15 protein-coding genes are annotated in these 17,606 nt (G+C 67.2%); 13 read left to right on the forward strand and 2 right to left on the reverse strand.

Annotated elements, in window-relative coordinates:
- The first annotated feature begins 504 nt into the window (after window positions 1-504).
- The gene (locus tag V5F59_RS05365) at window positions 505-1,383 is read left to right on the forward strand and encodes a hypothetical protein (protein ID WP_393979802.1); all 879 of its coding nucleotides are present in this window, start codon (window positions 505-507) and stop codon (window positions 1,381-1,383) included.
- A gap of 39 nt (window positions 1,384-1,422) precedes the next feature.
- Here the strand turns inward: V5F59_RS05365 and V5F59_RS05370 are convergent, their stop codons facing one another.
- Entirely contained in the window at window positions 1,423-2,004 is a 582-nt protein-coding gene (locus V5F59_RS05370) for a YqaA family protein (RefSeq protein ID WP_393979800.1), read from the reverse strand.
- A 437-nt stretch (window positions 2,005-2,441) separates the two neighbouring features.
- Between V5F59_RS05370 and V5F59_RS05375 the strand changes: the two genes are divergently transcribed.
- A complete protein-coding gene (locus tag V5F59_RS05375; RefSeq protein WP_393979798.1) occupies window positions 2,442-2,573 on the forward strand; it encodes a hypothetical protein in 132 nt (43 codons plus the stop codon).
- 151 nt (window positions 2,574-2,724) lie between these two features.
- On the opposite strand, the gene V5F59_RS05380 is transcribed toward V5F59_RS05375, so the two are convergent.
- Window positions 2,725-3,765 carry a 2-dehydropantoate 2-reductase gene (locus V5F59_RS05380; RefSeq protein ID WP_393979796.1) on the reverse strand — a complete coding sequence of 347 codons (1,041 nt, stop codon included), beginning with the start codon at window positions 3,763-3,765 and terminating at the stop codon, window positions 2,725-2,727.
- Between the two features lie 212 nt (window positions 3,766-3,977).
- Between V5F59_RS05380 and V5F59_RS05385 the strand changes: the two genes are divergently transcribed.
- The 11 genes from V5F59_RS05385 (at window position 3,978) to sucD (ending at window position 17,497) form a co-directional block, all read left to right on the forward strand.
- Complete coding sequence (locus tag V5F59_RS05385; protein WP_393979794.1) at window positions 3,978-4,832, forward strand: IclR family transcriptional regulator; 855 nt, start codon at window positions 3,978-3,980, stop codon at window positions 4,830-4,832.
- 374 nt (window positions 4,833-5,206) lie between these two features.
- Window positions 5,207-6,220, forward strand: a complete 1,014-nt coding sequence (locus V5F59_RS05390; RefSeq protein WP_393979792.1) for a Bug family tripartite tricarboxylate transporter substrate binding protein — start codon at window positions 5,207-5,209, stop codon at window positions 6,218-6,220.
- Window positions 6,221-6,319: 99 nt separating this feature from the next.
- Window positions 6,320-6,844 (forward strand): tripartite tricarboxylate transporter TctB family protein, encoded by a 525-nt coding sequence (locus V5F59_RS05395; RefSeq protein ID WP_393979790.1) that lies wholly within the window; start codon window positions 6,320-6,322, stop codon window positions 6,842-6,844.
- 359 nt (window positions 6,845-7,203) lie between these two features.
- Window positions 7,204-8,715 carry a tripartite tricarboxylate transporter permease gene (locus tag V5F59_RS05400; RefSeq protein WP_393979788.1) on the forward strand — a complete coding sequence of 504 codons (1,512 nt, stop codon included), beginning with the start codon at window positions 7,204-7,206 and terminating at the stop codon, window positions 8,713-8,715.
- A gap of 280 nt (window positions 8,716-8,995) precedes the next feature.
- A complete protein-coding gene (locus tag V5F59_RS05405; protein ID WP_393980422.1) occupies window positions 8,996-9,697 on the forward strand; it encodes a GntR family transcriptional regulator in 702 nt (233 codons plus the stop codon).
- A gap of 46 nt (window positions 9,698-9,743) precedes the next feature.
- Window positions 9,744-11,507, forward strand: coding sequence for an oxalyl-CoA decarboxylase (gene oxc, locus V5F59_RS05410; RefSeq protein ID WP_393979786.1), 1,764 nt, complete (start codon window positions 9,744-9,746; stop codon window positions 11,505-11,507).
- Window positions 11,508-11,639: 132 nt separating this feature from the next.
- Window positions 11,640-12,917: a formyl-CoA transferase gene (gene frc, locus V5F59_RS05415; protein WP_393979784.1), complete on the forward strand. Its 1,278-nt coding sequence runs from the start codon at window positions 11,640-11,642 to the stop codon at window positions 12,915-12,917.
- A 98-nt stretch (window positions 12,918-13,015) separates the two neighbouring features.
- On the forward strand, window positions 13,016-13,462 hold the full coding sequence (locus tag V5F59_RS05420) for a PAS domain S-box protein (protein ID WP_393979782.1): 447 nt from the start codon (window positions 13,016-13,018) through the stop codon (window positions 13,460-13,462).
- A 130-nt stretch (window positions 13,463-13,592) separates the two neighbouring features.
- On the forward strand, window positions 13,593-14,846 hold the full coding sequence (gene frc, locus V5F59_RS05425) for a formyl-CoA transferase (RefSeq protein ID WP_393979780.1): 1,254 nt from the start codon (window positions 13,593-13,595) through the stop codon (window positions 14,844-14,846).
- Between the two features lie 564 nt (window positions 14,847-15,410).
- The gene (gene sucC, locus V5F59_RS05430; RefSeq protein WP_509211189.1) at window positions 15,411-16,613 is read left to right on the forward strand and encodes an ADP-forming succinate--CoA ligase subunit beta; all 1,203 of its coding nucleotides are present in this window, start codon (window positions 15,411-15,413) and stop codon (window positions 16,611-16,613) included.
- Window positions 16,613-17,497, forward strand: a complete 885-nt coding sequence (gene sucD, locus V5F59_RS05435) for a succinate--CoA ligase subunit alpha (protein ID WP_509211125.1) — start codon at window positions 16,613-16,615, stop codon at window positions 17,495-17,497. The genes sucC and sucD overlap by 1 nt, the downstream gene beginning before the upstream one ends.
- Window positions 17,498-17,606: the final 109 nt, after the last annotated feature.

Consider the following 17,606-nt stretch of genomic DNA (forward strand, 5'->3'; position numbering starts at 1 on the left):
CGTTCTCACGCGCGCTCCGTCGCGGCGGAGCACACGTCTCCCTTGCCCGCTGTAGCGGAGCCGCCCCCGGCGCTGCAACTTTTGCACCACACGTCCCGCCTCGCATGGCGCGCTTGCTCTGCGCGCGCGGGTCGTCGCTCAACCGGTCGATCCGGAAGGCGGCCACGCGTGCGCGCACCCTGGGCCATCGATGCAGGAGATAGGGAAGCACGGTTTCCCTATCTCTGGGAAGATGCCAGAAAAGAGGCAGCCTCACAAGCGTCTCAATGGCGCGGATGTGGTCAACGTGATGAAAAGTTGCGTCCAGCCGGCAATGGACGCAAGAACGGTACGGCTCCGGGCCTTTATGCGCAATGGCGTTTCGGCGCCGCAGCCCCGGCCGGCAGGGGCGGGCGGGCTCCAGCGGTCGTGGGGCGGACCGAATGCGGTCCCACCGCCGCCGCATTGGCGGGCTCTAGTGCGGCAGACTCACCCGCACGCGCACCGATCGCCCGAGACGTGACCATGTCGCACATCCTCGCCCGGCCCCTTCGCCTCGCCGTTTCTGCCCTTTTTCTGGGCGCTGTCCTCATCCCTGCGGCAGCCTCGGCCCAGGTTCTCATCTATGAGGAGCCCTACGGCCCGCCGCCGGGCTATTACGGTGGCCAGGTGCCCTCCCGGGTGCCGCGCTATCCCATCCTCGCGCCGCGCGAGATCATGAACATCGTGCGCGGCATGGGCTATTGGCGGGTCTCGGTCCCCCGTCTCGCGGGGGGCACCTACGTGGTGGCCGCGGCGGACGAGGAGGGGCCCGTCATGCTCCGCATCAACGCGGCCACGGGCCGGGTGCTGAGTGCCCGCAGCGTCAATGGCGGCCCGACCATCGCGGTGCCTTCGCCGCAGCCGCACCGGCAGGCACCGCCCTCAGCTCAGCCTCGCAGCGCGGCGCCTCCGGTGGCGCGCCTTGCGCCTAACCCTGCACCAGGCGCGCCGATGCCGCCGTCCCGCCCGCCCGAAGCGTCGGTGGCGGCGGTGACGCCGGCACCCGGCGATGTGCCGGCGCCCGGTGCGGTCCCGGCTGCGCCCGGAACACCGCCCGCGGCCTCGCCCTCTGCCGTGTCACCTTCGGCCTCTCCGGCCGCGCCTCAGGCGACCGCGCCGGCCAGCGCTGCCCCCTCCGCGCAGACTCCCTCGGTTGCCGCGCCGCCCGCCGCGACAACGAGCGCGCCCGCGTCCCCGGTCGATGCGTCGGCCAAGCCGGTGGTCTCGCAGGAGGCGCAGGCCAATCCTGCACCGACAGCCTCCCGGGGGCCGGTCAACCGCAAGGCGGGCACCGGGACGACCCCAGGCTCCGCCTCCGCCGGGACGGCATCCGTCTTGTCCAAGCCCAAGACCGCGAACTGAGGATGCAAGGGTCCGCCGCCCCAAGGGGCGGCGGACGGCTCAGACGAGGTAGACGGCGGCCATCAGGCCCAGCACCACCACCGCCAGCAGCCCGAGGGTGACGAGGCCCAGCCGCTTCTCGATGAACTCGCGCGCGGATGAGCCGAAATGGTGCAGCAACGCCGCGAGCAGGAAGAAGCGCGCGCCGCGGGTGATGATCGAGAGCACCACGAACCAGAACAGATTGTATTGGGCGAAGCCCGAGGTGATCGTCACCAGCTTGTAGGGGATGGGCGTGAGGCCCTTCAGCAGGATCACCCAGTGGCCGTAATGGGCGTAGGCGGCCCGGAACTGGTCCACCTTCGCGCCGTAGCCGTAGAGGTCGATCAGGAACTTGCCCACGCTCTCATAAAGCAGCGCGCCGATGGCGTAGCCCACCAGGCCGCCCAGCACCGAGGCGACGGTGGCGATGAGCGCATAGCGCCAGGCCTTGTCGGGGCGCGCCAGCGTCATGGGCACCTGCAGCACGTCCGGCGGCACCGGGAACACCGAGCTCTCCGCGAACGACACGAGGGCCAGGGCCCACGGCGCGGACGGCTTCGCGGAATAGGCGATGATCCAGTCGTAGAGCTTGCGGAGCATGGGGACCTTGTGCTTTGCGAAGAAGGGGGCTGCCAGGGGCGGGGATGCCGGCGCTTCCAGCTTCGGCGAGGGTTCAGGGCGGTCTTCTGCGCTTCCCGGACGATGCCGTCCATACTCTGTTTACCGCACTGCCCACATGGCCGTGCCGTGTGACTCGCCGGACACAGACACACCGTTCTGGCGGGTGTAATACCTGCATCGCTGCAGCCGAGTCGCGCGGGGCGACGCCCCGGTTGCAGAACGGCCGGGGCCTCTGGCGCCGCCCCACCTTCGGGCGGGGAACGCACGGAAATCCGTTCCGTTCAGCCTTTATGAACCGATGCTGACTATTGCATTCAGCCTTGATGCGGCGCGGAAGGTGTAGAACCCCGCCTGCGTTCTGAAAGGGTGCTGGGTCCGTTCCGGTTCGTGCCGCGACGCGATGTCAGGGGATGAGTATGTTCAAGAGAATCGCTGTGTTTGCTGCCCTGGTTCTCGGCTATGTGCTGACCGGGATGGCGCTGAACGCCAGCCAGCCGGATGCGTCCACCTCGCCGCTCGCCGCGCGGGCGCTGGAGCAGGCGGACTGAGCACGCCTCGCGGCCGGGTGCCTGTGAGAGGCGCCGCAGGCACCATGAAGGTTCAGACAACGAAACGGCCGGGCATGTCCCGGCCGTTTCGTTTTTGCATATGGCTAATGAAGCGTAACGGCCCTCCCGCAGGAGGGCCTATGGGCGAATCTCAGTTCGCCGCGCGCTTCTTCTGGGGCTCCAGGTCGGCCGCGGTCACCGGCGGCACGGAGAGGATTTCGCCAAGGCCGGCCGTGGCGGCCCGCTGGCGCACCAGGGCCAGCACCACGTCGAGGGTGGGGGTCGGCAGGTCGAGCATGCGGCCCATTTCCTGGACGACACTCACCAGCGGGTCGATCTCCATGGGGCGGTCGCGCTCGAGGTCCTGGAGCATGGAGGTCTTGTGCGCGCCCACGGCGCCGGCGCCATTGATGCGGCGCTCCACGTCCACGCGGAACTTCACCCCCAGCTTCTCGGCGATGGCCTGAGCCTCCAGCATCATGGACCGGGCCACGGCGCGGGTGCCGGGATCGGCGGCGATCACCTCCAGGGTGGCGTGGGTGAGGGCGCTGATGGGGTTGAAGCAGAGGTTGCCCCACAGCTTCAGCCACAGCTCGTCGCGGATGTTGGTCATCACCGGCGCGCGCAGGCCGCCCTTCTCCATCAGCTGGCTGAGCGCGGTGACGCGCGGGGTGATCTCGCCCGAGGGCTCGCCGATGGGGAACTTGTCACCATACATGTGCTGGATGACACCCGGCGCCACCACCTCGGTGGCGGGATAGACGATGCAGCCGATGGCGCGTTCCGGTCCGAACACCTCCCACTGCTTGCCGTTCGGATCGATGGTGGCCAGCGTCCGGTTCTCCAGGGCGCCGCCGTGCTTGTAGAAATACCAGTAGGGCACGCCGTTCACGGCGGTGACGATGGAGGTGTTGTCGCCGATGAGGGGGCGCATCTTGTCCACCACGCCCGGCACGGAATGGGCCTTGAGGGCGATGAACACATAGTCCTGCGGGCCCAGCTCCTGGGGGTTGTCGGTGGCGCGCACCCTGGCCACGCGCTCCTCGCCGTTGATGAGGAGCTTCACGCCATTGGTCTGCATCGCCTCCAGATGGCCGCCCCGGGCCACCAGGCTCACCTCGGCCCCGGCTTGCGCCAGTGCGACGCCGAGATAGCCACCGATCGCCCCGGCCCCGTAGATGCAAACCTTCATGGCAGATCCTCCTGTGTTTTCGATTGCGTATTATGTATGCCAGATTGGCGGACGCAACCGAGGTCATGCATGAAACATGGCGCCAATCCTATTGTTGGAAATTAATTCCATAAAGCGGAAAATTTGTCACAGGCTGGACGCCGCCTGCCGGACGGCTAACGTGGACCGGCCGGTGCCCCTGCGGTGAGGGGCCCCGCGGACAGGAGCTGCAGATGCCAGAGACCGAAGTCGCGCCCCGGCGCCGGGGGCGTCCCGCTTCCGGTGCCGCCTCGGAGGGCGGGACGGAAGTTCAGTCGCTCGACCGCGCCATCGCCCTGCTCCGGGTGGTGGCGGATGCGGACGGGATGGCCCTGGCCGAGATCGCGCGCCGTGCCGAGCTGCCGGTTTCCACGGTGCACCGGCTCCTGACCACGCTGGAGAAACGCCAGCTGGTGAACCACGACCAATCCACCGGCCTCTGGACCGTGGGGCTGGGCCTGTTCCGCATCGGCTCCGCTTATCTGCGCATCCGCAAGCTGCCGGACATCGGCCGCCCGGTGATTCGCCGCCTGCTCCACGAGACCGACGAGACCATCAACCTCGCCATGTTCGACGCCATGGAGCTGGTGGTGGTGGCCCAGGCGGAGGCGCATGCCCCCGTGCGCGCTTTCTTCCGCCTGGGCGCGCGGCTTCCCCTGCATGCGACGGCGGCGGGCAAGGCGGTGCTGGCGGCGGCGAGCCCCTCGTTCCGCGGGGCGTGCCTCGCGCAGGTCCGCTACGAGCCCTTCACCACCGCCACCCACCGGGAGGAGCGGGCGCTGATGGATGATGTGGCGGGCATCCTGGAGCGCGGCTTCGCGGTGGATCGAGAGGAGCATGCCCCGGGCATGCGGGCGGTGGCGGCAGCGATCCTCAACGAATGGCGCGAGCCGGTGGGTGCGGTGTCTGTTTCCGCTCCCGCCGTGCGCATGAGCGAGGACCGCATCCAGCGGCTGGGCCGGCGCGTCGCCGCTGCGGCCGAGCAGATGACCCGGCTTTATTGCGGTGCGGACGAAACGCTGCCGCAGGACTACGCGCCCTACCGATAGCGCGGGAAGCGCCCGGCGCGGCCGGGTCTTGCCTCTCCATCGTCCGAGCCGCCTTCCGTAACAAGAGCTTGTCCGCCGCGGGCTGTTCCGGCGGATTGGGCCGGCCGTCCCACACCTGCCTCCGGATTTTCCGCCCGACAGGCGCGCCTGCGTCTGAAGGATGGTGCGCTGCGGTAGTATTGGCATACATAATACAATAATATGGAATGCAAAGCACGTAATGCGGAATTGAAAATTCCATTGACAGCTTTGGCATGCGTTATACTCTTTCCGAGCCGCCGTAACGTAAGCGGAAAAAGTGCCAAATAAAGCAATAAGTTAGGTCACGATCCGCAAAAACAATCAATGCGGACGATCCCGGGAGGACGCCGACCATGCATTTGGCAATCGCCAGGATTTTCAGGAGAAGTGTGGCTGCGCTCGCCGTCGCGGCTGCCCTGTCGCCGATGGGGGCCCAGGCTTGGGAACCCACGAAGACCGTAGAGTTCATCGTCCCCGCCGGCACCGGCGGTGGCGCCGACCAGATGGCGCGAATGATTCAGGGCATCGTTCAGAAGAACAACCTGATGGCCCAGCCGCTCGTCGTCATCAACAAGTCCGGTGGTGCCGGCGCCGAAGGCTTCCTCGACGTGAAGGGATCGAATCGGAACCCTCACAAGATCATCATTTCTCTTTCCAACCTCTTCACCACCCCGCTCGCCACCGGCGTGCCCTTCTCCTGGAAGGACATGACGCCGGTGTCCATGCTGGCGCTCGACGAGTTCGTCCTGTGGGTGAACGCCAAGGCGCCCTATGACGACGTGAAGGGCTTCCTTGCGGCCCTCAAGGCCGCCTCAGGCGACCAGCTGTTCAAGATGGGCGGCACCGGCTCCAAGCAGGAAGACCAGATCATCACCGCCGCCATCGAGCAGAAGACCGGCGCGAAGTTCATCTACGTTCCCTACAAGGGCGGCGGCGACGTGGCCGCGCAGCTGGTGGGCGGGCATGTCACCGCCTCCGTCAACAACCCCATCGAGGCGGTGTCCCAGTGGCGGGCGGGCGAACTGAAGCCGCTGTGCGTCTTCGATGACAAGCGCCTGCCCTACAAGGAGCCCGTCACCAACGGCAAGTCGTGGGGCGACATTCCCACCTGCAAGGAAGCCGGCCTCGACATCGAATACCTGATGCTGCGCGGCATCTTCATGCCGCCGGGCGCCTCGAAGGATCAGGTCGACTATTTCGTCGAGCTGTTCAGGAAGGTGCGCGCGACGCCCGAGTGGCAGGAGTTCATGCAGAAGGGCGCCTTCAACACCACGGCGCTGACCGGCCCCGAATATGCCGCCTGGCTCGGCAAGGCCGAGACCACCCACAAGGATCTCATGGAGAAGGCGGGCTTCGTCGCCAAGTAAGGCGGCCGGGCGAGGCGGAGGCGCCGTCGGTCCCGGCGACGTCTCCCCCCGCGCGGCGGGCTTGCGCAACGTCTTTCCAGCCGTGGGAGGAGCAAGGTCATGAGCAGCGAGACCGGACATTCCGGACATACCGCACACAATGAGAAGACCGTCACCAACCGCACCATGGACCTGGTGGTGGCGGCGCTCTTCATGGGGCTTGCGGCCCTCGTGATGTCGGACAGCTGGCGCATCGGCGCGCGCTGGGCCGACGACGGGCCGCAGGCGGGCTACTTTCCGTTCTACGTGGGCCTCATCCTGTTCATCGCCAGCACCGCCACGCTGGTGCAGAACCTGGTGACGCGCCATCCCGACCTCGGAAACTTCGTGGATCGCTCGCAGCTTTATTCGGTGCTGCAGGTCCTCGTGCCGACGACGGTCTATGTGGGCCTGATCTTCCTTCTGGGGATCTATGTGGCGTCCGCCATCTTCATCGCCTTCTTCATGTGGTGGCTCGGCAAATACCCGCTGGCGAAGATCATTCCCGTCGCCATCGGCGTGCCGCTGATGCTGTTCATGATGTTCGAGGTCTGGTTCCTGGTGCCGCTGCCCAAGGGGCCGCTCGAGACGGCGCTCGGCTATTGATGGCGGCCGCAGGCGCCGTCCCGCGGGATCGCGCCCCGGCCTGAGGACACGCCGGGAAGGCGGCCCGCCGCCAGCCTTTGCACGTGAAGAAAGAGAATGCGTTGCGTCCGCGGCTCCTCCCTCAGGAAAGGGGCTGGCCGCCACGCCGCAGCAAGACAGAGCGAGGCGCGCAGGCTCAGCCGCGACGCTTCCCGAGCACGCCGCCGACCCGCGTGCCGATCCGGCCCGGTACGGTCGCGCGTTCTCCTCCGGTCGAGGGCCTCCGCCGGCCCTCGCCAGCCACACCCGAACATCGAGCAACGCGCCGCCCCTGAAGACCGCCGCGAGAAGCCGGTCGTGGAGGCGCAACGGAGGACCCCGTGGAAGCGCTCACGTCACTCATCGGAGGGTTCGGCGTCCTCGCCGACCCCATGAACATCGTCTACATGTTCGTCGGCATCACGCTCGGCGTCCTCATCGGCGTGCTGCCGGGGCTCGGCGGCGCCAACGGCGTCGCCATCCTCCTGCCGCTCACCTTCTCCATGACGCCGGTGTCGGCCATCATCATGCTCTCCTCCATCTATTGGGGAGCGCTGTTCGGCGGCGCCATCACCTCCATCCTGTTCAACATTCCCGGCGAGCCATGGAGCGTGGCCACCACCTTCGACGGGCATCCCATGGCCCAGAAGGGGAAGGCGGGCGAGGCCCTGACCGGGGCCTTCACCGGATCCTTCATCGGCGCCTTCTTCGCGGTGCTGCTCATCACCTTCCTCGCGCCGGTGATCGCCAAGTTCGCCCTGCAATTCGGTCCAGCCGAATTCTTCGCGGTCTACCTGCTCACCTTCTGCGCCTTCGTGGGCATGGGGCGCGAGCCGCCGGCCAAGGTGATCGCCGCCATGATGCTGGGCTTCGCCCTCGCGGCGGTGGGCATCGACACGGTGACGGGCCAGCTGCGCATGACCTTCGGCTCGGTGGAGCTGCTGCGCGGCTTCGACTTCCTGGTGGCGGTCATCGGCCTGTTCGGCGTGGGCGAGATCCTGCTCACCATGGAGGAGGGCCTCGCCTTCAAGGGCAAGAGCGCCGCCATCAATCCGAAGGTGGTGTTCGAGACCTGGGCCAAGCTGCCGAAATACTGGATCGGCTGCCTGCGCTCGGCCATCGTCGGCTGCTGGATGGGCGTCACGCCCGGCGGCGCCACGCCCGCCTCCTTCATGAGCTACGGCCTCGCCAAGAAGTTCTCGAAGAACGGGCGCAACTTCGGTAAGGGCGAGCTGGAAGGCGTGGTGATGCCGGAAGTGGCGGCCCATGCCGCCGGCACCTCGGCGCTGCTGCCCATGCTGACGCTGGGCATCCCCGGCTCGCCCACGGCGGCGGTGCTGCTGGGCGGCCTGCTCATCTGGGGCCTCCAGCCGGGACCGCTGCTGTTCGTGGAGCAGAAGGACTTCGTGTGGGGCCTCATCGCCTCGATCTACCTCGGCAACATCGCCGGGCTGATCGTGGTGCTCACCACGGTGCCGATCTTCGCGGCCATCCTGCGCATTCCGTTCAGCGTCATCGCGCCCATCATCCTGGTGATCTGCGCGGTGGGCGCCTACACGGTGCACAATGCCGGGCTCGACATCGCGGTGATGCTGATCTTCGGCGTGATCGGCTACCTGTTCAAGAAGCTGCAGTATCCGCTGGCGCCGCTGGTGCTGGCCCTGGTGCTGGGCGACATGGCCGAATCCTCGTTCCGGCAGGCCATGCTGGTTTCCCAGGGCCACCTGTCCATCTTCTGGTCCAACCCGCTGGTGGGCTCCATCGTCACCCTCGCTCTGGTGATGCTGGCGTGGCCGCTCATCTCCCTGCTCCTCGCCCGCCTCAAGCCGGTGAAGCCCGCTGCCGCGGAGTGATGCCGGCGGCTGGAGCCATCACGTCGATGCGCAGGGGGCGGCCATCGCGCCGCCCCCTGTCCGGGCCCCGCAGCCGCCCGCCGAAGGGGCGGGCGGCTGCCTTCCGGCGCCGTCCCGGGCCTTGCTGTCCCTTGGGTCATGCTGCGCCGCGCAACAGAATTCCTCGATCACGCCATTGCTTTGGCGTTATGGACACCGTATACAGTATTTCACGGCAATGGACCCCTCGTCAGAAGGTGGCCATTTCCAGGGAGAGGAACCCGAGGTCGTGCATCAGCCCATGCATCAGCTCACCGACCCGCCGAAGCTGAACGTGGAGCCGCTGGAGGCGGCCTCGAGCCTGCGCATGCTGGCCTACGAGGCGCTCAAGCGGGCGATCACGCAGATGGACATCTACGGGTCGACCGCGGAATTCCGGCTGGACGAGCGCCAGCTGTCCGAGACCCTGGGCGTGTCGCGGACCCCGATCCGCGAGGCCATGACGGTGCTGGAGCAGGAGGGCTTCGTGCGCTCCGTGCCGCGCCGGGGCATTTTCGTGGTGCGCAAGACGAAGCGGGAGATCCTCGATCTCATCGTCGTCTGGGCGGCCCTCGAGAGCATGGCGGCGCGCCTTGCCGCGACCCATGCCTGCGACGAGGACATCGCCGGCCTGCGCCGGCTGTTCAACGAATTCGAGGCCCAGCCTCCAGCCGCGCACATGCACGAATATTCGGAGGCGAACATCGCCTTCCATCAGGCCGTGATCCGCATGGGCGGGTGCCGGCTGATCGTGGACATGACCGGGAACCTGTTCCTGCACATGCGCGCCATCCGCGCGGTGTCGGTGCGGCAGGAGAACCGGTTCGAAATCTCCATGCGGGAACACATGGCGATCATCGACGCGCTCGAGAGACGGGACCCAGATCTCGCCGAGCGCCTGGTGCGGGAACACACCATGGGCCTCGCGGCCCATGTGGAACGGCACGGTGTCTTCCCCGAATAGGCCGACCACAGGCCGAACCGGGACGACACAGCAAGGAGACGCCTCTATGGCTACGGCGGAAAAGACCAAGATCGAAGACAACGTGGTGCATCTCGACGCCGCCGGCGAGGCGGAGCGCGAGCTCACCGACGGCTTCCACCTCGTCATCGATGCCCTGAAGCTGAACGGCATCGAGACGATCTACGGCGTCCCCGGCATCCCGATCACCGACCTCGGCCGCATGGCCCAGGAGGAGGGGATCCGCGTCATCTCCTTCCGTCACGAGCAGAATGCCGGCAACGCGGCGGCGATTGCGGGCTTCCTCACCAAGAAGCCGGGCATCTGCCTCACCGTGTCCGCCCCGGGCTTCCTCAACGGCCTGACCGCCCTCGCGAACGCCACCACCAACTGCTTCCCGATGATCCTCATCTCGGGCTCCTCGGAGCGTGAGATCGTCGACCTGCAGCAGGGCGACTACGAGGAGATGGACCAGCTCGCCATCGCCAAGCCCCTCTGCAAGGCCGCCTTCCGCGTGCTGCACGCGCAGGACATCGGCATCGGCGTGGCGCGGGCCATTCGCGCGGCGGTGTCCGGCCGTCCGGGCGGCGTCTATCTCGACCTGCCGGCCAAGCTCTTCTCCCAGGTGGTGGACGCTGCGGAGGGCGCGCGCTCCCTCGTGAAGGTGATCGATCCCGCCCCGGCGCAGATCCCGGCCCCGTCCGCGGTGGATCGCGCCATCGACCTGCTGAAGGGCGCGAAGAAGCCGCTCATCGTCCTCGGCAAGGGTGCGGCCTACGCCCAGGCGGACGAGGAGATCCGCACCCTCGTCGAGAAGAGCGGCATCCCCTTCCTGCCCATGTCCATGGCCAAGGGTCTCCTGCCGGATACGCATCCCCAGTCCGCCGGCGCGGCGCGCTCCACCGCGCTCAAGGATTCGGACGTGGTGCTGCTCATCGGCGCGCGCCTCAACTGGCTGCTCTCCCACGGCAAGGGCAAGACCTGGGGCGAGCCCTTCTCCAAGAAGTTCATCCAGGTGGACATCGAGCCCCGCGAGATGGACTCCAACGTGGAGATCGCCGCGCCGCTGGTGGGTGACATCGGCTCCGTCGTGGCGGCGCTCAACGCCCGCATCGACGGCAGCTGGCAGGCGCCGCCGGCCGAGTGGGTGGAGTCCATCCGCTCCAAGAAGGACGCCAACATCGCCAAGATGGCGCCGAAGCTCCTTCAGAATTCCGTGCCCATGAACTTCCACTCGGCGCTCGGCGCGCTGAAGAACGTGGTCAAGGAGCGGCCCGACGCGATCCTGGTCAACGAGGGCGCCAACACCCTCGACCTCGCCCGCGGCATCATCGACATGTACCAGCCGCGCAAGCGCCTGGACGTGGGCACCTGGGGCGTGATGGGCATCGGCATGGGCTTCGCCGTCGGCGCGGCGGTGGAGACGGGCAAGCCCGTGCTGGCGGTGGAAGGCGACAGCGCCTTCGGCTTCTCCGGCATGGAGGTGGAGACCATCTGCCGCTACGGCCTGCCGGTCACCATCGTCATCTTCAACAACAACGGCATCTACCGCGGCACCGACACCGATCCCACGGGCCGCGATCCCGGCACCACCGTGTTCGTGCCCGGCGCCCGCTACGACAAGATGATGGAAGCCTTCGGCGGGGTGGGTGTGAACGTCACCTCCCCGGACGAGCTCTATCGTGCGGTGAGCGCTGCCATGGACAGCGGCAAGCCTACCCTCATCAACGCGGTCATCGACCCGGCGGCGGGCTCCGAGAGCGGCAACATCGGCTCGCTCAACCCGCAGAGCGTGGTCAAGAAAAAGAAGTGACCGCTTCGATCTGAGACAAGACCGGCGGCCGGGAGACATCCCGTCCGCCCAAGCCCGACAAGCACAACAACAATAAATGTGAAACCGGGAACGAGAAACAGAACGGCAAAATCCTGCCGGAGTGAGGACGAAATGGGCAAGGCATTAGAGGGAGTCCGCATCCTGGACTTCACCCACGTGCAATCCGGGCCGAGCTGCACCCAGCTCCTCGCCTGGTTCGGCGCGGATGTGATCAAGGTGGAGCGGCCGGGTGAAGGTGACGTGACGCGTGGCCAGCTGCGCGACGTGCCGGACGCCGACAGCCTCTATTTCACCATGCTCAATTCCAACAAGCGCTCCATCACGCTCGACACCAAGAACAAGGATGGCAAGGCCGTCCTCGAGGATCTGGTGAAGAAGTGCGACGTGCTGGTGGAGAATTTCGCGCCCGGCGCGCTCGACCGCATGGGCCTCACCTGGGAGCGCCTGTCCGCCATTAATCCGCGCCTCATCCTCGCCTCGGTGAAGGGGTTCGGTCCCGGCCCGTTCGAGGATTGCAAGGTGTATGAGAACGTCGCCCAGTGCGCGGGCGGCGCCGCCTCCACCACCGGCTTCCGCGACGGCCTGCCCATGGTGAGCGCCGCGCAGATCGGCGATTCGGGCACCGGCCTGCACCTGGCGCTCGGCATTGTCACCGCCCTGTTCCAGCGCGAGCACACCGGCCGCGGCCAGAAGGTGCTCTGCGCCATGCAGGACAGCGTGCTGAACCTGTGCCGCGTGAAGTTGCGCGACCAGCAGCGCCTCTCCCATGGTCCGCTGAAGGAATACAGCCAGTTCGGCGAGGGCGTGCCGTTCGGCGACACGGTTCCGCGCGCCGGCAACGATTCCGGTGGCGGCCAGCCGGGGCGCATCCTGCGCTGCAAGGGCTGGGAGCACGATCCCAACGCCTACATCTACTTCATCACGCAGGGGCCGGTCTGGGAGAAGATCTGCGACGTCATCCACGAGCCGGAGTGGAAGACCGACCCGAACTACGCGACGCCGGCCGCGCGCCTGCCGCACCTCAACGAGATCTTCACCCGCATCGAGGCGTGGACCATGGCCCACACCAAGTTCGAGGCCATGGAGATCCTCAACCGGTACGACATTCCCTGCGGCCCGATCCTCTCCATGAAGGAGATCGCCGAGGACAGGTCGCTCTACGCCACCGGCACGCTGGTGGAGGTGGAGCACCCGGTGCGCGGCACGTACCTCACCGTCGGCAATCCCATCAAGCTGTCCGACAACGAGGTCGAGGTGGAACGCTCGCCGCTGCTCGGCGAGCACACGGAAGAGGTGCTCGGCGACGTGCTCGGCTTCTCGCCCGACCAGATCGCCACGTTGCGCCAGTCCGGCGCGCTCGGCGCGCTGCCGCGGATGGCGGCCGAATAGCTCCAGCGCCTCCGGGCGGCGCCCTGAGGGGCCGCCCCTGCCGCCGGTCCTCAGCGGCCGGCGGGGAGGTTCAAACGGTTACGGGAAAGAATGGTTCCATGACTACGGCCCTAGATCTTGCTCAGCTGCTAGATGCCATCGGCGACGCCATCGTCGTCTGCGACAGCACCGGCGCCATCACCTTCTGGAACCCGGCGGCCGAGCGCATGTTCGGCTTCGCCCCGGGCGAGGCCCTTGGCCAGTCGCTCGACATCATCATCCCCGAGCGCCAGCGCCAGCGGCACTGGGACGGCTATCACCAGACCATGCGCACCGGCATCACCCGCTACGGAACGAGCCTCCTGCGCGTGCCGGCCGTCCACAAGGACGGCCATTCCCTCTCCATCGCCTTCACGGTCGCTCTCGTCTCCTCGGCGGAAGGGCAGGCGACCCACATCGCCGCGGTCATCCGCGACGAGACGGCGCGATGGAAGGAGGAGCGCGATCTTCGCAAACGCCTCGGCGAGCTCGAGGCCCGGTTGAAGGAGAGTTCACAAGCACAATAGCCGGGGCAACCGGCAGGGGGCGGCCTTCCGACGGTCCTCGACCGCGGCGGCCGCAAGGTTCTCGGGAAAGACGGGCACTAAGGCCCTTCTCGCACCGATCTCGAAGGCACTGTTGAAAGGGAACGCGACAATGACTGGCAAGCCTTTGGAAGGCATCAAGATCATCGATTTCACGCACGTGCAGGCCGGGCCCGCGTGCACGCAGCTCCTCGCCTGGTTCGGCGCGGACGTGATCAAGGTGGAGCGCCCCGGCTCCGGCGACGTGACGCGCAACCAGCTGCGCGACATCTCGAATGCCGACGCGCTCTACTTCACTATGCTGAACTCCAACAAGCGCTCCCTCACCCTCGACACCAAGACCCCCGAGGGCAAGGAAGTGCTCACGAAGCTCATCAAGGAGAGCGACGTGCTGGTGGAGAATTTCGGCCCCGGCGCGCTCGACCGCATGGGCTTCTCCTGGGAGCGCATCAACGAGCTCAATCCGGGCATGATCGTCGCCTCGGTGAAGGGCTTCTCCGACGGCCACCACTATGAAGACCTGAAGGTGTACGAGAACGTCGCCCAGTGCGCGGGCGGCGCGGCCTCCACCACCGGCTTCTGGGATGGCCCGCCCACCGTGTCCGCGGCGGCGCTCGGCGACTCGAACACCGGCATGCACCTCGCCATCGGCATCCTCACCGCGCTGCACGCCCGCAACAAGACCGGCAAGGGCCAGAAGGTGGCCGTGTCCATGCAGGACGCCGTCATCAACCTGTGCCGCGTGAAGCTGCGCGACCAGCAGCGCCTCGACCGCGTGGGCTACCTGGAGGAATATCCCCAGTACCCGCACGGCACGTTCTCCGACGTGGTTCCGCGCGGCGGCAACGCCGGCGGCGGCGGCCAGCCGGGCTGGGTGCTGAAGTGCAAGGGCTGGGAGACCGATCCCAACGCCTACATCTACTTCACCGTGCAGGAGCAGGCCTGGGCCAAGGTGGCGGAAGCCATCGGCAAGCCGGAGTGGATCAACGATCCGGCCTACAACACCGCCCGCGCCCGCCAGGACAAGATCTTCGACATCTTCGCCGTGATCGAGGCGTGGCTGGCCGACAAGACCAAGTTCGAGGCGGTGGACATCCTGCGCAAGTTCGACATCCCCTGCGCGCCGGTGCTCACCATGAAGGAGATCGCCGAGGACAAGTCGCTGCGCGAGAGCGGCACCATCGTCGAGGTGGACCACAAGCAGCGCGGCAAGTACCTGACCGTCGGCAGCCCCATCAAGTTCTCCGACATGTCGGTCGAGATCACCGGCTCCCCGCTGCTGGGCGAGCACACGGACGAGGTGCTGTCCGAGCTCGGCTACTCGGCCGATCAGATCAAGTCCATGCACGAGGGCCGCGTGGTCTGACGCATCCGGCTTTGCCGGTCTTCGCCCCCTCCCCGGCGGGGGAGGGGAGCAGGGCGAAGGGCACACGGCGGGCACGCCTCGCCGTGGCGCCCCCCATCTTTCCGGCCGTGGGCGGGGGATCCTTTTGAACGAGCCTGTGAGGTGCTCGCCGGTTTCCTCCTGTCGCCGACAGGGTGGCGCCCCCGGCTGCTCGGGGAGCTCCGGCGAAATGTCCCGCCGCCCGGCCTTGCCTGGATGCTGAGCGTCCCGGCCGCCGGCTGAGCGCCGCCCCTGAGGGGGCTGGCGAACGATCCGAAAACGACCCTGCCGAGTGCGTCACGCCTTGGAGCGCCGTCCCGCGAGCCGGATGCCGGCAGAGTGCGGGACGCGATTTGTATCGACGACCTGGAGAGGTTTCCGCGCGCCCGGTGCGAGCGGAACGCAGCCCAGGCCTCCATTGACGCCGTGTCGCATTGGTGCCCGCCGCGGAATGCGTGCACACTTCGACTTTAGTCGGAGCGTGCTGTCCGAATGGCGCGCCGGAGCCGCGGCGAAACGTGGCCCATCGACGAGGGAGGAGATCCGATGAACATTCACGAATACCAGGCGAAAGCCATCCTCAAGGACTTCGGCGCTCCGGTCTCCCGCGGTTTCCCCGCCTTCACGCCGGAGGAGGCGGAAGCCGCGGCCAAGACGCTCGGCGGCATCGCCTTCGTGGTGAAGGCGCAGATCCATGCCGGCGGTCGCGGCAAGGGCCAGTTCAAGGAACTGCCCGAGGGGGCGAAGGGTGGCGTGCGCGTGGTGAAGACCGCCGCCGAGGTAAAGGCGAACGCGGCCGAGATGCTCGGCAACACGCTCGTGACCTTGCAGACCGGCCCGGAAGGCAAGCAGGTGAACCGCCTCTATGTCGAGGAAGGCGCGTCCATCGACAAAGAGTTCTACCTCTCCATGCTGGTGGACCGGGCCACCTCGCGCGTCGCCTTCGTGGTGTCCACCGAGGGTGGCATGGACATCGAGGAGGTGGCCCATTCCACCCCTGAGAAGATCGTGACCTTCTCCGTGGACCCGGCCACCGGCATCCAGCCTCTGCACGGCCGCAAGGTGGCGCAGGCCCTCGGCCTCGCCGGCGATCTGGGCAAGCAGGCGGTGGCGCTCACCCAGAGCCTCTATTGCGCCTTCACGCAGAAGGACATGAGCCTTCTGGAGATCAACCCGCTGGTGGTGACGAAGGATGGCCGCCTGGTCTGCCTCGACGCCAAGGTGGGATTCGATTCCAACGCTCTCTTCCGTCATCCGGACGTGGCCCAGCTGCGCGACGAGACGGAAGAAGACCCGAAGGAGATCGAGGCCTCGCGTCATGATCTTTCCTACATCGCGCTCGATGGCACCATCGGCTGCATGGTGAATGGCGCGGGCCTTGCCATGGCCACCATGGACATCATCAAGCTCTACGGCATGGAGCCCGCGAACTTCCTCGATGTGGGCGGCGGCGCCACCAAGGACAAGGTGACGGCAGCCTTCAAGATCATCACCGCCGATCCCAATGTGGAGGGCATCCTGGTCAACATCTTCGGCGGCATCATGCGCTGCGACGTGATCGCGGAGGGGGTCATCGCCGCGGTCCGCCAGGTGGGGCTGACCGTGCCCCTCGTGGTGCGCCTCGCCGGGACCAATGTGAACGAGGGCAAGAAGATCATCCGGGAGTCGGGTCTGAACGTGATCCCGGCCGATGATCTGGATGATGCGGCGCAGAAGATCGTGGCCGCTGTGAAGAAGGAAGCTGCGTGATGTCCGTGCTGATCGACGCCAACACCAAGGTCATCACCCAGGGCTTCACCGGCAAGAACGGCACGTTCCACGCCGAGCAGGCCATCATCTATGGGACCAAGATGGTCGGCGGCACCTCGCCGGGCAAGGGCGGCTCCACCCACCTCGGCCTGCCGGTGTTCGACACCGTGATCGAGGCGAAGGAGAAGACCGGGGCCGACGCCTCGGTGATCTACGTGCCGCCTCCGGGGGCGGCCGACGCCATCCTGGAAGCCATCGACGCCGAGATCCCGCTCATCGTCTGCATCACCGAGGGCATTCCGGTGCTGGACATGGTGAAGGTGAAGCGGGCGCTGTCGGGTTCGAAGTCGCGGCTGATCGGGCCGAACTGCCCGGGCATCGTGACGGCGGGCGAGTCGAAGATCGGCATCATGCCGGCGAACATCTTCAAGAAGGGCTCGGTGGGCGTGGTGTCGCGCTCGGGCACGCTGACCTACGAGGCGGTGTTCCAGACCTCGCAGGAGGGCCTGGGGCAGACGTCGGCGGTGGGCATCGGCGGCGACCCGGTGAAGGGGACCGAGTTCATCGACGTGCTGGAGATGTTCCTGGCCGATCCGAAGACCACGTCGATCATCATGATCGGCGAGATCGGCGGCTCGGCGGAGGAAGAGGCGGCGCAGTTCATCGCCGACGAGGCGAAGAAGGGGCGCAAGAAGCCGATGGTGGGCTTCATCGCCGGCCGCACGGCGCCTCCCGGCCGCCGCATGGGCCATGCGGGCGCGATCATCTCCGGCGGCAAGGGCGGCGCGGAGGACAAGATCGCGGCCATGGAGGCGGCGGGCATCCGCGTGTCTCCCTCTCCGGCCCGCCTCGGCAAGACCCTCGTCGAGGTCCTCAAGGGCTGACGGGCGGGGCCCGCGCCCCGGACAAGCGACGGCGACAGCCGGAGCGCTGATCCGGGGCCCAGGGGAAAAGTCGGCGGAGCCGGCAGAAGCTGCGACGTTGCGAGATGAA

Origin of the sequence: Xanthobacter nonsaccharivorans (assembly GCF_043194755.2) — a bacterium.
Taxonomy (GTDB): Bacteria; Pseudomonadota; Alphaproteobacteria; order Rhizobiales; family Xanthobacteraceae; genus Xanthobacter; species Xanthobacter autotrophicus_G.

Excerpts from the sequence above, each read along its gene's own strand:
- V5F59_RS05365 (WP_393979802.1), top strand. The coding sequence starts at position 505 with ATGTCGCACATCCTCGCCCGGCCCCTTCGCCTCGCCGTTTCTGCCCTT.
- V5F59_RS05370 (WP_393979800.1), bottom strand. The coding sequence starts at position 2,004 with ATGCTCCGCAAGCTCTACGACTGGATCATCGCCTATTCCGCGAAGCCG.
- V5F59_RS05375 (WP_393979798.1), top strand. The coding sequence starts at position 2,442 with ATGTTCAAGAGAATCGCTGTGTTTGCTGCCCTGGTTCTCGGCTATGTG.
- V5F59_RS05380 (WP_393979796.1), bottom strand. The coding sequence starts at position 3,765 with ATGAAGGTTTGCATCTACGGGGCCGGGGCGATCGGTGGCTATCTCGGC.
- V5F59_RS05385 (WP_393979794.1), top strand. The coding sequence starts at position 3,978 with ATGCCAGAGACCGAAGTCGCGCCCCGGCGCCGGGGGCGTCCCGCTTCC.
- V5F59_RS05390 (WP_393979792.1), top strand. The coding sequence starts at position 5,207 with ATGCATTTGGCAATCGCCAGGATTTTCAGGAGAAGTGTGGCTGCGCTC.
- V5F59_RS05395 (WP_393979790.1), top strand. The coding sequence starts at position 6,320 with ATGAGCAGCGAGACCGGACATTCCGGACATACCGCACACAATGAGAAG.
- V5F59_RS05405 (WP_393980422.1), top strand. The coding sequence starts at position 8,996 with ATGCATCAGCTCACCGACCCGCCGAAGCTGAACGTGGAGCCGCTGGAG.
- oxc (WP_393979786.1), top strand. The coding sequence starts at position 9,744 with ATGGCTACGGCGGAAAAGACCAAGATCGAAGACAACGTGGTGCATCTC.
- frc (WP_393979784.1), top strand. The coding sequence starts at position 11,640 with ATGGGCAAGGCATTAGAGGGAGTCCGCATCCTGGACTTCACCCACGTG.
- V5F59_RS05420 (WP_393979782.1), top strand. The coding sequence starts at position 13,016 with ATGACTACGGCCCTAGATCTTGCTCAGCTGCTAGATGCCATCGGCGAC.
- frc (WP_393979780.1), top strand. The coding sequence starts at position 13,593 with ATGACTGGCAAGCCTTTGGAAGGCATCAAGATCATCGATTTCACGCAC.
- sucC (WP_509211189.1), top strand. The coding sequence starts at position 15,411 with ATGAACATTCACGAATACCAGGCGAAAGCCATCCTCAAGGACTTCGGC.
- sucD (WP_509211125.1), top strand. The coding sequence starts at position 16,613 with ATGTCCGTGCTGATCGACGCCAACACCAAGGTCATCACCCAGGGCTTC.